This window comes from Stenotrophomonas sp. STEN009 (assembly GCF_056760395.1).
On record NZ_JBRRES010000043.1, the window covers coordinates 1 to 14,010 of the forward strand.

Consider the following 14,010-nt stretch of genomic DNA (forward strand, 5'->3'; position numbering starts at 1 on the left):
GGGGGGGGGGGGGGGGGGGGGGGGGGGGGGGGGGGGGGGGGGGGGGGGGGGGGGGGGGGGGGGGGGGGGGGGGGGGGGGGGGGGGGGGGGGGGGGGGGGGGGGGGGGGGGCGCCCCCCGGCCCCGCGGGGGGGGGGGGGGGGGGGGGGGGTGGCGGCCCCCCGGGCGCGCCCCGGGGGGGGGCCCGGGCGCCCCCCCGGCCCCCACCACCGCAGACACGCGTCAGCCGCGGTCAGAACGTGTAACGGACGCGGCCGTAGTAGTAGGCGCCGTTGCTGCCGATCGGCGAAAGCACGTCGTAGGGCAGATTGCCGAAGTAATGGATGTCCTCATTGGATCGATCCGGGTAGTTGTCGGTCAGATTCTGTCCGCCGATGGCCACGCTCCATCGGGCGCTGATGCGATACTCCACTTCTGCATCCAGCTGCCATTCGGCCTGGTAGGTCTGGCGCGGAATGTAACCGTCACCGAAGTTGAAGACACGGGTGACGCTGCCATAGCGGTTCACCCGGCTGCTGAGTGACCAGCGGTCATTGCTCCATGCTGCAGAGACGCTGCCGCGCGTGCGCGGGGTGGCGTCGGTCAGCGTGTTGGTCTCTTCGATGCCGAACAGCACATAGTCCGGATCGAGCGCCTGCAGTTGTGCAGGGGTAGCCAGCACGTTCTTCAGCGTGGTCTTGGTATAGGCGTAAGTGCCGGTCAGCAGCAGCTGGCCGTTGCCCAGCGCCTGCCGCCAGTTGCTGACCAGTTCGGCGCCACGGGTACGTGTATCGGCGGCATTGACGAAGAAGCTGGCGCTCTGCAGGCCACTGACGCCGTAGTTGGCGGCGACATAATCGGTCAGCGCATCGCCGGTGATGCTTTCGGACAGCGCGATGCGGTCATCGATGTCGATCTGGAAGAAGTCCAGCGACAGGTCGAAGTGCTCGCCGATGCGGCTGGTGAAGCCCAGCGACGTGTTGATCGACTTTTCGGGCTTGAGGTCCTGCGCGCCCAGGCCGCGGGCAATCGGATTGTTGACCGACAGCAGCCGGCCCTGCACCAGCTGGCCGCCGGCGTTGTAGCCAGTGGAGGTCGACTCGTAGCCGATCTGTGCCAGCGACGGGGCGCGGAAGTTGTTGGAGATCGCGCCACGCAGGGCGAAGGCCGGGGTGAACTGGTAACGCAGGCCGAGCTTGCCGGTCAGTTCGCCGCCGAAATCATCGCTGTGCTCGTAGCGCGCAGCCAGGTCGCTGGAGAAGTGATCGCCGAACTGGCTGGACAGGCTGGCATAGGCGCTGGCCACATCGCGCGACAGGGTGGCGGCATCCTGCGGCGTGAGGCCGCCGCCGGCCTGCGAGCCGGTGGGACGGTTGGTAAACGGGCCGGCCGCATAGCTGGCGGGGTCGCCGGGACGGGTCTGGTAGCGCTCATGGCGCGCTTCCGCGCCCAGGCCCAGCGTATGGCTGATGCTGTCGCTCTGGGTGAACACACGGCTCAGGTCCAGGTTGCCGACGGTCTGAGCGTACTCATAATCAGCCGTCTTGAAGCGTGTCGGGCTGGCCGGGCCCAATGAGGCGTTGAGCGAATCACGCAGGCGATAGGTGAAATCGTTCTGGCCATGGTCCAGGCTGCCGTCGTAGCTCCACTCACCCCATTGGCCGCGCACACCGGCGACCGCCTGCACGTCGCGGTTCTCGCCTTCGGAGACCGGCCGGTAACCGTTCGGATAGACCTCCTTCCAGTTGGCCTCGCCGTCCGGGTAGCGGAAATAGTTCGCGCCTTCGGTGTCACGCTGGTTGAAGGTACCGAACGCGTAGAAGGTGGAGGTCTGGCCGACCGGGATTTCAGTGTTGAGCCACAGGTTGATGTCCTTGCTCTCACCATCGCCCAGCACGTAGTTGCGCTTGCCCTGCAGTGCCAGGTTGTCCGGGGTCTGGTCCCACGGTGGAATCTGGTCGAAGCCGGCGCGGTTGGTCCCGTTGCGGTGCTTGTACTCCAGGCCGACGCGCAGGAAGCCACCGTCCTCACCCAGCGAGGTGCCCACTTTGGCGCTGATGTTGCCGGCCTGCCCATCGGTAAGGGTGCGGCCGATCGGCTTCAGATCGGTGTGATTTGCACCGTAGCTGGCTTCGATCTCGCCGCCGTCGCCACCATTGTCGAGGATCACATTGATGACACCTGCCACGGCGTCGGAGCCATACAGCGCGCCGGCACCGTCGCGAAGCACTTCGATGCGCTTGATCGCGCTGACAGGGATGGCATTGAAGTCGACCGGCGTGGTGCCCTTGCCGATCTTGCTGTCGGTGTTGACCAGGGCGGTGTGGTGGCGGCGCTTGCCGTTGATCAGCACCAGTACCTGATCCGGCGACAGGCCGCGCAGCTGCGCGGCGCGGACGTGGTCGGCGCCACCGGAATTGGACTGGCGCGGGAAGTTGAACGACGGCAACAGCGCCTGCAGCGCACTGCCGAGTTCGCCGTTGACCACGCCGGCCTTGCGGATGTCCTCGGCGGTAAGCACATCCACCGGCGAGGTGGATTCGAGCACCGTGCGGTCGGCGGCACGGGTGCCGGTGACGATCACGGTGTCGAGGTTGGTGGCGTCCTGGGCCAGGGCCGGGGCGATGGGGGAGAGCGCAAGGGCAATGGCGAGGCCGAGCGGCGACGCGGGCAGGCGGGCGGACATGGGGGCTCCAGCAACAACGACGACGGGGAAGGGGGGAGATAGTTTTACTTACATCCATCCGGATGAAGCGATATATTATCTTCGCGTGATGACCGGTGCTGATGCAAGCCCCTGCCGGTCCGGCATGAGCTGATGCCCTGTTGGCATCAGCACGCCGGGCCGGTGGCGCTGTACGCTGCCGGCTCGCACTGTCCCCCTTCCCCGGAGCTGTACCGATGAAACACCTTGGCCTTGCCTTCGCCGTTCTGCTCGCCGCCAGTGGCTGCGCCAGCCTCTCCTCGCAGGCGCCCAGCGCCTACGCTACGGCCACGACCGCTGAACTGAAGGGGGATGCCGCACGCCCGTCCGCTGGCCAGGGCTGGGTGCGCAGCGAGCTGTACTTCGGGGTGGGCGAGGAGCAGGGCGCCGGCAACCGACCGCAGGCCGACACCATCAGCGAGGCGCAGTGGCGGACGTTCCTGGACAAGGAAGTGACCCCGCGCTTCCCCGATGGCCTGACCGTGTTCGATGCCTACGGCCAGTGGCTGTTCCGGGGTGACGCTGCGCCGAACCGCCTGCGCACCAAGGTACTGGTGGTGCTGCACGAAGACAGCCCGCAGCGTCGTGCCGACATCGAAGCCATCCGCCTGGCGTGGAAGCAGCAGACCGGGCACCAGTCGGTGCTGTGGTCGCGACAGGCCGTTGACGTATCGTTCTGACCGGGAGGCGCCGCCCTGGCGCCGCAGGCAACGACGATGAGACACAGGGACACCGTGATTGGCCTGCTGGCGGGCCTGCTGGTACCGCTGGCGCACGCTGCTGACAGCGATGCGCCGCTGCGCTTCGAGGCGGCACCTGGCATTGGCGTGCAGGCTGAGGTGGCGGAGGACGGCAGCATTGCCGTGCAGCTGCTGCCCTCTGGCAAGCGGCTGAGCCTGACGGGTGCCCCGGACGTCGACGGCAATTCGCGGTTGTCAGCCGAGGATGTTGATTTCGATGGGCGCCCGGAGCTGGTTGCGCGGGCGTCGGTCGGCATGGTCAATGAAGCGGTGGCGGTGTATCGCTACGATCCGGCCAGCGGTGGTTTCCGCGCGCTGCAGGCCGAAACCCATGGGCGTGACAACTGCGGCGGCCTGATGGGGCTCACCATTGATGCCGCCACGCGCACGTTGACCAGCAGCTGCCGCAGCGGCCCGATGTGGTACACGGACCAGTACCGGTTTGCAGGCGCGAAACTCTATCTGTATCGCGCCGAGCGCGTCTTGATGCTGGGCGATGCCCTGAACGCCGCACTGCGGTGGGTGCCGGCCGACGAGCAGGGCCCGTCGGCGGTCTGGCGCACCTTTGATCCCACCGGTCGTGTGCTGGAGAGCGCGATCGCTGATGGCCTGGGCGCACCGCCCGACGGCCCGCTGCGCAGCCAGCAGGCCACCGTGGTGCCGGCGCGCCTGTTCCTGTTCGACCGGCCCGGTGCGCCCAGCACCCAGCGTTACCTGCTGCAGGGCGACCGCGTGGAACTGCTGGATGAACACGAGGGTTGGCTGAAGGTGCGGTATCGCAACCCGAAGAGCGGCGCGGTGGTGGGCTGGATCAACGTCAACGATTGATTGAACTGAACTGACAGGCGCCTGTGCAGCCGAGGGATTGCTGACTGGGATTTCTCTTGCTTGCAGGACCGCAGTCCCCTCGATACGGGAAGCGATTTCGGATTTCTTGCATGGAACTGCCGGGTGCTCCGGCACATGATCGTGGTGGCGGCTGAAAGGCCGGTTTCTCCACAGGCGTTCCAATGACAATGGGGATCGGTTTAGCGTCGCGACTGAAGTGGCTGCTTGAAAGAGTGAGCCCGCAGACGGTTGCTGCGCTGATTTCGCTGATTCTTCTCCAGATTGGGCTTCTTCAGCCGGGTACGGCCTTGTCGAAGCCACTCGTGGGACAAGCGCCGCTATCGTTCGAGGTAGCGCCAGCAACACCGGTAACGGTCTTTCATCAACCTGACGGGGGCATCCAGGTCCGGCTGCCCTCCGGCGCGACACAGCAGCTGCCACGGGCTCCATCGGAGTCGCCAGACTCTGAAACAGAACTGACGGCGTTGGATGTGGACTTTGACGGTCAGCTTGATCTGGTAGTGCAGATACCTGTTGGAATGGTCAATTTTTCAACGCGTGTCTATAAATTTGATCGGACTCTTGGCAGGTTCATGCCCCTGCCAATCATCCGGAAGGCCAGGCGAAGTTGCGGGGAGTTCGGCTGGATCGAACTGGATTCCGAGAATCAGGTGCTCCGTAGTAGCTGCCGAAGTGCCACCTGGCGTGTTGATGTATACCGTCCTTCCAACGGAGTTCTGTACCTTTACCGCTCCGAGCGTATGCTTGCGTTGCCCAGGTTGGACGGAGAAGTGCTGAGCTTGGAGGCAACGCGGTTTGATGGCCCGCTAGCCGTTTGGACCGGCTACTCGGTGAGCGCAGAGATTGAAGAGCAAGCGATCAATGACGGACTGGCTGTGCCCGACAACGGCAGCCCGCTGGTTGCGTTGACAGCCCGCGTGGTACCCGCGCGCCTGTCCCTGTTCGACCGGCCCGGTGCGCCCAGCACCCGGCGTTACCTGCTGCAGGGCGACCGCGTGGAACTGCTGGATGAACACGAGGGTTGGCTGAAGGTGCGGTACCGCAACCCGAAGAGCGGCGCGGTGGTGGGCTGGATCAACGTCAACGATTGACCCGATATCGCTCTGCAGTTTGCCTGTCGAGGCGATGCGTGGCTTGCCCACGAAGGCATCACCTCGTCGGGTCTAGCCTCGGACGTTCCCCCGTTCGAGGATGCATCCGATGAGCAAGCGCGTTGCCGAGATCGTTGTCGATACCCTGCAGCAGGCGGGTGTCCGCCGCTGTTATGGCATCGTCGGCGACACGTTGAACCACGTCACCGATGCACTGCATCGCAGCGAAATCGAATGGGTACATGTGCGCCACGAAGAGGTGGCCGCCTTCGCCGCCGGCGCCGACTCGCTGGTGAGCGGCGAGCTGACGGCCTGTGCCGGCTCCTGCGGTCCCGGCGGCCTGCATTTCATCAATGGCATCTTTGAAAGCAACCGCAACCGCGCACCGATGGTGCTGATCGCCAGCCAGGTGGTGACCAGCGAACTGGGCATGGAATTCCCCCAGGAAGTGGATTTCAAGGCGGTCTATGGCAGCTGCACGGTGTTCTGCGAACAGGTGCACAGCCCGGCGCAGGCACGACGCGTGGTCGCCCTGGCCTGCCAGGCGGCGATCAGCCGCCGCGGCGTGGCGGTGGTGATCCTGCCGGCCGACATCAGCCAGGCCGAGGTGAAGCACGATGTGCCGTTCTCGGTGCACTACGCCCAGCCGGTGCTGCGCCCGTCGGATGGCGAGCTGCAGCGCATCGCCGGGTTGCTGGGGCAGGGCAAGCGCATCGGCATCTATGCCGGTGCCGGTTGCCAGGGCGCCCATGCGCAGCTGCTGGGACTGGCCCGGCGCCTGCAGGCCCCGATCGCGCACACCTCGCGTGCCAAGGACTTCGTCGAGCCGGACAACCCGTACAACATGGGCATGACCGGCATCTTCGGCATCGAATCCGGGTTCCACACCCTGATGGAGTGCGACACGCTGCTGCTGCTCGGCGCCGATTTTGCCTGGGGGCAGTTCTATCCGGACAAGGCGACGATCATCCAGGTCGATCGCGATGGCAGCCATCTCGGTCGCCGCCATCCGGTGAACCTGGGCGTGGTGGGTGACATCGCACCGACGCTGGATGCACTGCTGCCGATGCTGCCACCCCGCGAGGACAGCACGTTCCTCGACGAGTGCATCGAGCGTCGCGACAAGGCGCTGGCCAAGCGTGAGCAGGAGGAGCAGCCGGGCGAGGGCGAACTGATCCATCCGCAGCACCTGACCGCGCTGCTGTCGAAATACGCCAGCGACGATGCGTTGTTCACCGCCGACGGTGGCTCGCCGATGGTGTGGGTGCTGCGGCATATCCGCGTCAATGGCCGTCGCCGCACGCTTACCAGTCTCCTGCACGGCACGATGGCCAATGCGATGCCGCAGGCGCTGGGCCTGCAGAAGGCGTTCCCGGGCCGGCAGGTGATCTCGCTGTCGGGCGATGGTGGCCTGGCGATGCTGCTGGGCGATCTGCTGACCGCCGTGCAGGAGAAGCTGCCGATCAAGGTGGTGGTGTTCAACAACGGTTCGTTGAACTTCGTGGAGCTGGAGCAGAAGGTGGAAGGGCTGCTGGACAACTACACCGATCTGAAGAATCCGGATTTCGGCCGTCTGGCCGAGGTGATCGGTTTCCATGGCCGCACGGTCACCCGCAGCGAGGACCTGGAGGAGGCCGTACAGGACTTCCTCGCCCAGCGCGGTCCGGCATTGCTGGACGTGCATACCAGCCGGGCGGAGCTGGTGATGCCGCCGCAGATCGAGGCCAAACAGGTGGCGGGTACGGCCCTGTATGCGGCCAAGGCGGTGTTGAATGGCCGCTTCGACGACGTGAAGCATCTGCTGGTGGACAACTTCCTGAAGAAGTGAGGGTTGGGGTTTTATGCAGGGCTGCGCCCTGCACCTGCTACGAGCCAGAGCCAGAGCAGAAGCGGGTTATCTGGGGGATGGCGGGGGGGGGGGGGGTTGGGGGGGGGCCCCGAAAACCCCCAATGGGGGGTGGCCCCCCCCCCCCCACCCCCCCCCCCCCCCCCCCCCCCCCCCCCCCCCCCCCCCCCCCGCCTTCGACAGATTCCTGTGATCTGTCGGAATGGCATGGCTGTTGCCTGATGGGTGTCGACCTTGGTCGACACGGTAGATCCACGCCATGCGTGGATGAACGAAGGAGTGATCGGGATGATCTTCTGTAGCCGAGCCATGCTCGGCTCAGAGGCTTCGCGTATGGCAGCCGAGCATGCGCTCGGCGCTACAACGAGAGCCTGCCTTTGCTTTTGATCTTTTGATTCTCTTCCGTGGCTGGCACACGCGGGAAACTGTCAGGGGCCGGGGGGGGGGGGGGGGCGGGGGGGGGTTCGCCGGGCCCACCCCCCCTGGGGGGGGTCCCCGGGCCCCCCCCCTCCCCCCCACCCCCACGGGCCAGCCCGGGAATCTGCGATTTGCGTCCAGCCACGAGGGGCCCTGCCGTTGGCTGGAACCCATCATTCCACCGTGGAATTGGCGCGCCGGCCCCGCTGGGCCTACCATCGGCGCTCCCCACCCCCATCGCCCCTTCCATGTCCGCTCCCGCTTCCGCCGCACCGCGTCGCTGGTTCGTCGCCGGTGACTTCAATGGCTTCTTCGGCCTGGTCGTCGACAACCTCTCCATCCTCGGCTTCATCGCCATGGCGTTGGTCGGCATCTTCCAGTTTCCCGCCGACGTGGTGTTCGGCCGAATGTTTCCCGGTACCGCCTTTGGCGTGCTGATCGGCAATCTGCTGTACACGCTGATGGCGCGCCGGTTGGCGGCACGCACAGGGCGTGATGACGTCACCGCGATGCCGCTGGGACTGGATGCACCCACCAGCATCGGCATGGCGTTGCTGGTGCTCGGTCCGGCGTTCGTCGCGTTCAAGCAGCAGGGCATGGACCCGCATGCCGCCGGCATTGCGACCTGGCAGCTGGGCATGGCGGCGCTGGTCATCATGGGCGCGCTCAAGCTGGTGCTCTCCTTCTTCGGCGAAGCCGTCACCCGCGCGCTGCCGCGTGCAGCGTTGCTCGGCTCTATCGCCGGCATCGCGCTTGTACTGATGGGCCTGCTGCCGTTGCTGGAAACCCTGCGTTCGCCACTGGTCGGCTTCACCACGTTGGGCCTGCTGCTGTATGTGCTGATCGCCAAGGGCCGGCTGCCGGTGCGTGGCCCGGGTGTGCTGCTGGCATTCGTGTTCGGCACCGTCCTGTACTACGGCCTCGGTCTGGCGGGACTGGGGGCCCCCGGCTTCCACGTGCCGGCGTGGACGCCGCCGCAGGTGGTGCTGCCGCTGCCGACGCTGGGCTTCCTGGACGGCCTGCCCACGGCAATGACCTACCTGCCGCTGCTGTTGCCGTTCGGCCTGCTGATGGTGGTCGGTGGCATCAACGTGTCCGAGAGCGCGCGCGCGGCCGGGGATGATTACCGCACCCGCGATATCCTGCTGGTGGAAGCGGTGGCCACGCTGGTGGCCGGTGTCTGCGGCGGTGTCGCGCAGACCACCCCCTACATCGGCCAGCCTGCATACAAGCACATGGGCGCACGCAGCGGGTACACGCTGCTGACGGGCCTGTTCGTCGGCATCGGCGGCATGCTGAGCATCATTTCCGGGCTGGTGCAGTGGCTGCCGCTGGCGGTGCTGGCGCCGATCATCGTGTACGTCGCCATCGACATCACCACCCAGGCCTTCCAGGCCACACCGCGACAGCACGCCGGAGCGATGGTGTTCGGCTTCCTGCCTTCGATGGCCTACCTGCTGGCGATCAAGGCGGCGGGCTGGATCGCACCGGACCAGCTGCCGCAGCTGCTGACCACGCTCGATGGACACGGCCTGCCGGAACTGGCGGTGATCTTCACTCTGGGCAACGGCTTCATCATCACCTCGATGCTGTGGATTTCCGCCGTGGCCGCGATGGTTGACGGCCGTCTGCGCCGCGCCTGCGGCTTCCTGCTGGTGGCGGCTGTGCTGACCCTGTTCGGCCTGATCCACTCGGTGGATCCGCGCGGCGGCATCTATCTGCCGTGGGACCTTGAAGGCCTGGCGCGTACCATCAGCTGGCAGTTTGCGTGGGCTTACGTGGCGCTGGCACTGCTGCTGGGGCTGTTGTCGCTGCAGAAGCAGGCGGTGAAGCCGCTGGGTGATCGCGCCGATCATTGACCGGTGACGCCGGGCATGGCCCGGCGCTACCGCTCTCCGTCCAGCTCGGGGTAGTGGCGGAAGATGCCGTTGGTGTTGAACGCCAATCGCCGCTCCGACGCGAGATAGGCAGCGATGTTCGGTCGCTTCGCCACCCGCTCCTGCAGTGCCCGCAGCAGGGGCAGGCGCGGCGTGAGTGCCTGCATCCGGCGCGGGAACATGTAGTCCAGCCCGCTCATCAGCTGGAACAGCGACAGATCCACGTAGGAGTGCTCGCGCAGTGCATGGCGGCCACCGTTGGCCGCCAGCACCTGCTCGAAATAGCCGAGGAACTTCGGCAGCCGCTCGCTGCGCAATGACGCCGCACGTGCGTTGGCTTCGGTCTTCTGTTCCTCGTAGTACTTCGACGTGGCAATCGGATGGTGGGTGTCGTGTACTTCAGCCACCAGGTCGGCAATGGTCAGCTGCAACTGCAGCGCCTGCATGCGCCGCGACGCGGCCTGCGGCACCAGATCCAGGGTGGGGCCGAGAAAATCCAGGATCGCTGCGACCTGCGCGATGACCTGTCGCCCCGCCTTGAGGAACGGGGGGGCGAACGGTTGCGCGCCCTCACTGTGGCCATCGAGAAAGGGCTGCATCACGGCGTCGCCATGTATCCGCGCCATGTCGATGTAGTCGGCGCCAGCGTCTTCCAAGGCCAATCGTACGAATTCGCCACGTCCCTGGATGCCGGTCCAGTAGTACAACGCGTAGTGCATGACACGGTCTCCCCACGACAAGATGCACAGCCTCGCGCAGCGCGCGCAAAGCAGGCGTGAGCGTGCCCTGCGTGCGGCGCCAACCCCAACGGCAGCGGAACACGCGGGGAACCCTCGGGAATCGAGAGGGTCACACCTTGTCCATGCAGATGGAAAACGAGGGACTGCATCATGCAGAGTGGAAAGGCGGTATGGCCCTGGGTGCTGGGTGTGGTGGTGATCGGTGGCGCGGGCGGTTGGCTGTTCCGCGATCAGCTCAAGAGCCTGGCGGACGGTGTCCCGGTGCCGGTGCAGTCGCCCCCCGCCAGTGCTGGCGCACCGCCACAACCGAAGGCGGCCGCGGAAACCGCACCGGCGCCGCCCGCCATCCAGCATCCGCTGGACACCGAAGCCGCGGCCGATCCCGCGCTGCCGAAACTGGCCGACAGCGATATCGCGGCCTGGAGCGCATTGAGCCAGCTGTTCCAGGGGGAGGGGCCGCTCACCCTGCTGCTGCGCGATCACCTGATCCAGCGCCTGGTGACCCAGGTCGACAATCTGGACAAGCCCAGTGTTCCGCCGACCGCATTGGCCGCGCGGCCTCTGCCGGGGAGCCTGCAGGTCGAGCCGGGCGAGGGCGGGGAACGCATCGCCGCCAGCAACGCCGCGCGCTATGCGCCCTATGTGCAGGCATTCACCGCGCTGGACCCGGCGGCAACGGCTACGGCGTACAAGCGCTTCTACCCGTTGATCCAGCAGGCCTATGTCGATCTTGGGCGGCCAGAGGGCTACTTCAATGATCGCCTGGTGGCGGTGATCGACCATCTGCTGGAGACCCCGGAGCCGCAGCAGGCGCCCCTCGTTCAACGCGATGAACGGGGCCGCTACCGCTTCGTGGATCCGGATCTGCAGGCGCTCTCGATTGGCCAGAAGGCCCTGCTGCGCATGGGTGTGGCGCAATCGCGGGCGGTCAAGCAGCAGCTCCGGGCGATCCGCGGCGCGATCGCGCGCTGAGCGATCGCGGGCGCGGCCCGCCATGCGTACTGATCCGGATCAACGCGCCGACCACACCCGTTCCGGCATGCTGGCCCCAGGCTGACTGGCCCCGGGGTGCAGTCGCAGCCGCCCTTGAAACCGGGTGGTGCAACCGCATCTTTCCAGCATCGCCGGCACGGGCCGGCACTGACGACCGATGAGGATTCGCAATGCGGATGGACAAGCTCACTTCGCGTTTCCAGCAGGCGCTGGCGGACGCGCAGTCGTTGGCCGTGGGCCGCGACAACAGCATCATCGAACCGGTCCACGTGTTCAGCGCACTGCTGGACCAGCAGGGCGGCAGCACGCGCCCGCTGCTGGCGCAGGCCGGTGTCAATGTACCGGTGCTGCGCGAGCGCCTGGACGAGGCGCTGGACGCGCTGCCGAAGGTGTCCGGGCAGGCCGGCAACCTGTCGATCGGCAATGATCTCAACCGCCTGCTCAACCACACCGACAAGCTGGCCCAGCAGCACGGCGATGCCTTCATCGCCAGTGAGTGGTTCGTGCTGGCGGCGCTGGAGGATGGCGGCACGCTTGGCATGGCGCTGCGCGCCGCCGGTGCCGACAAGGCGCGCCTGCAGTCGGCGATCGACAAGCTGCGCGGCGGCGAGAACGTGCAGTCGGAGAACGCCGAAGAGCAGCGCCAGGCGCTGGAGAAGTACACCATCGACCTGACCGCGCGCGCCGAGAGCGGCAAGCTGGACCCGGTGATCGGCCGTGACGAGGAAATCCGCCGCACCATCCAGGTACTGCAGCGCCGGACCAAGAACAACCCCGTGCTGATCGGCGAACCCGGCGTGGGCAAGACCGCGATCGTGGAAGGGCTGGCCCAGCGCATCATCAACGACGAAGTGCCCGAGGGCCTGCGCGGCAAGCGCGTGCTGTCACTGGACATGGGCGCGTTGATCGCCGGCGCCAAGTTCCGCGGTGAATTCGAGGAGCGACTGAAGGGCGTATTGAACGACCTGGCCAAGAACGAAGGGCAGATCATCCTGTTCATCGATGAGCTGCACACCATGGTCGGGGCCGGCAAGGCCGACGGTGCGATGGACGCCGGCAACATGCTGAAGCCGGCGCTGGCGCGCGGCGAGCTGCACTGCATTGGTGCCACCACGCTGGACGAGTACCGCAAGTACATCGAGAAGGATGCCGCACTGGAACGCCGCTTCCAGAAGGTATTCGTGGGCGAGCCTTCGGTGGAGGACACCATTGCCATCCTGCGTGGGCTGAAGGAGAAGTACGCCCTGCACCACGGCGTTGAAATCACCGACCCGGCTATCGTTGCTGCGGCCACGCTGTCCAACCGCTACATCACCGACCGCCAGCTGCCGGACAAGGCCATCGATCTGATGGACGAGGCCGCCTCGCGCCTGCGCATGGAGATCGACTCCAAGCCCGAGGAACTGGATCGGCTGGAGCGGCGCGTGATCCAGCTGAAGATCCAGCGCGAAATGCTGAAGAAGGAGAAGGACGATGCCTCGCGGCAGCGCCTTGCCGATCTGGAAAATGACATCGAGGTGCTGGAGCGCGAATTCTCCGACCTCAATGAAATCTGGAAGTCGGAGAAGGCCGCGCTGCAGGGCGCAACGAAGATCAAGGAGCAGGTGGAGCAGGCCAAGCTGGAGCTGGAAGCCGCGCAGCGCCGGCAGGATTTCGCCAGGATGAGCGAGATCCAGTATGGGCTGCTGCCCCAGCTGGAAAAGCAGCTGGCGGCTGCCCAGGAAGCCGAGCACAAGGACTTCAAGCTGGTGCAGGACCGGGTGACCGACGAGGAGATCGCCGAGGTCGTGTCGCGCTGGACCGGCATCCCGGTGAACAAGATGCTCGAAGGCGAGCGCGACAAGCTGTTGCGGATGGAAGAGGTGCTGCACAACCGCGTGGTCGGCCAGGAAGAGGCGATCAAGGTGGTGTCTGACGCGGTGCGTCGCTCACGCGCGGGCCTGTCCGACCCGAACCGGCCTGCCGGCTCGTTCCTGTTCCTGGGCCCGACCGGCGTCGGCAAGACTGAACTGTGCAAGTCCCTGGCCGAATTCCTGTTCGACAGCGCCGACGCGATGGTCCGCATCGACATGAGCGAGTTCATGGAGAAGCACAGCGTCGCCCGCCTGATCGGTGCACCTCCGGGCTACGTCGGCTATGAGGAAGGGGGCTACCTGACCGAAGCCGTGCGTCGCCGTCCGTACTCGCTGATCCTGCTCGACGAGGTCGAGAAGGCGCATCCGGACGTGTTCAACATCCTGCTGCAGGTGCTGGACGATGGCCGCCTGACCGATGGCCAGGGCCGCACGGTGGACTTCCGCAATACCGTCATCGTGATGACCTCGAACCTGGGCTCGCACCAGATCCAGGACATGAGCGGTGACGACAGCCCGGAGGCCTACATGCAGATGAAGGCCGCGGTGATGGGGGTGGTGCAGGCGCACTTCCGTCCGGAGTTCATCAACCGCCTCGACGATATCGTGGTGTTTCACCCGCTGGACAAGCAGCAGATCAAGCAGATCGCGCGCATCCAGATGCGCGGGCTGGAGAAGCGGCTGGCCGAGCGCGGCCTGAAGCTGGTGGTGTCCGACGCCGCGTTCGACCTGCTGGGCAATGTGGGCTTCGATCCGGTATACGGCGCACGCCCGCTGAAGCGCGCGATCCAGTCGCAGCTGGAGAATCCGCTGGCACAGAAGATCCTGTCGGGCGCCTTCGCCAACGGTGACACCATCGAGGTCGGCAACGACGGCGGTCACCTGGTGTTCGCCAAGGCCTGATGTCGGCCGGGTTCCCGCC

Annotated in this window: 9 protein-coding genes; 7 read left to right on the plus strand and 2 right to left on the minus strand. The window is 66.4% G+C overall.

Annotated features, from left to right (window positions below):
- Positions 1 to 231: 231 nt before the first annotated feature.
- Positions 232 to 2,664 carry a TonB-dependent receptor plug domain-containing protein gene (locus ACVOMM_RS16450; protein WP_481526508.1) on the minus strand — a complete coding sequence of 811 codons (2,433 nt, stop codon included), beginning with the start codon at positions 2,662 to 2,664 and terminating at the stop codon, positions 232 to 234.
- Between the two features lie 215 nt (positions 2,665 to 2,879).
- Between ACVOMM_RS16450 and ACVOMM_RS16455 the strand changes: the two genes are divergently transcribed.
- The 5 genes from ACVOMM_RS16455 (at position 2,880) to ACVOMM_RS16475 (ending at position 9,484) form a co-directional block, all read left to right on the plus strand.
- Positions 2,880 to 3,362: a DUF3574 domain-containing protein gene (locus tag ACVOMM_RS16455; RefSeq protein ID WP_053517005.1), complete on the plus strand. Its 483-nt coding sequence runs from the start codon at positions 2,880 to 2,882 to the stop codon at positions 3,360 to 3,362.
- Positions 3,363 to 3,398: 36 nt separating this feature from the next.
- Complete coding sequence (locus ACVOMM_RS16460; protein WP_180875514.1) at positions 3,399 to 4,250, plus strand: XAC2610-related protein; 852 nt, start codon at positions 3,399 to 3,401, stop codon at positions 4,248 to 4,250.
- 851 nt (positions 4,251 to 5,101) lie between these two features.
- A complete protein-coding gene (locus tag ACVOMM_RS16465; protein WP_180875515.1) occupies positions 5,102 to 5,362 on the plus strand; it encodes an SH3 domain-containing protein in 261 nt (86 codons plus the stop codon).
- A 109-nt stretch (positions 5,363 to 5,471) separates the two neighbouring features.
- Complete coding sequence (locus ACVOMM_RS16470) at positions 5,472 to 7,190, plus strand: thiamine pyrophosphate-dependent enzyme (RefSeq protein WP_180875516.1); 1,719 nt, start codon at positions 5,472 to 5,474, stop codon at positions 7,188 to 7,190.
- Between the two features lie 683 nt (positions 7,191 to 7,873).
- Positions 7,874 to 9,484, plus strand: a complete 1,611-nt coding sequence (locus ACVOMM_RS16475) for a SulP family inorganic anion transporter (RefSeq protein ID WP_481526509.1) — start codon at positions 7,874 to 7,876, stop codon at positions 9,482 to 9,484.
- A 26-nt stretch (positions 9,485 to 9,510) separates the two neighbouring features.
- On the opposite strand, the gene ACVOMM_RS16480 is transcribed toward ACVOMM_RS16475, so the two are convergent.
- The gene (locus tag ACVOMM_RS16480) at positions 9,511 to 10,221 is read right to left on the minus strand and encodes a glutathione S-transferase (RefSeq protein ID WP_111187259.1); all 711 of its coding nucleotides are present in this window, start codon (positions 10,219 to 10,221) and stop codon (positions 9,511 to 9,513) included.
- Positions 10,222 to 10,392: 171 nt separating this feature from the next.
- Here ACVOMM_RS16480 and ACVOMM_RS16485 point away from each other — a divergent pair, with 171 nt between their 5' ends.
- Both ACVOMM_RS16485 and clpB read left to right on the plus strand, forming a co-directional pair.
- Positions 10,393 to 11,214: a DUF3014 domain-containing protein gene (locus ACVOMM_RS16485; RefSeq protein ID WP_368865699.1), complete on the plus strand. Its 822-nt coding sequence runs from the start codon at positions 10,393 to 10,395 to the stop codon at positions 11,212 to 11,214.
- A 191-nt stretch (positions 11,215 to 11,405) separates the two neighbouring features.
- Positions 11,406 to 13,991 (plus strand): ATP-dependent chaperone ClpB, encoded by a 2,586-nt coding sequence (clpB, locus tag ACVOMM_RS16490; protein ID WP_111187257.1) that lies wholly within the window; start codon positions 11,406 to 11,408, stop codon positions 13,989 to 13,991.
- Positions 13,992 to 14,010 lie beyond the last annotated feature (19 nt).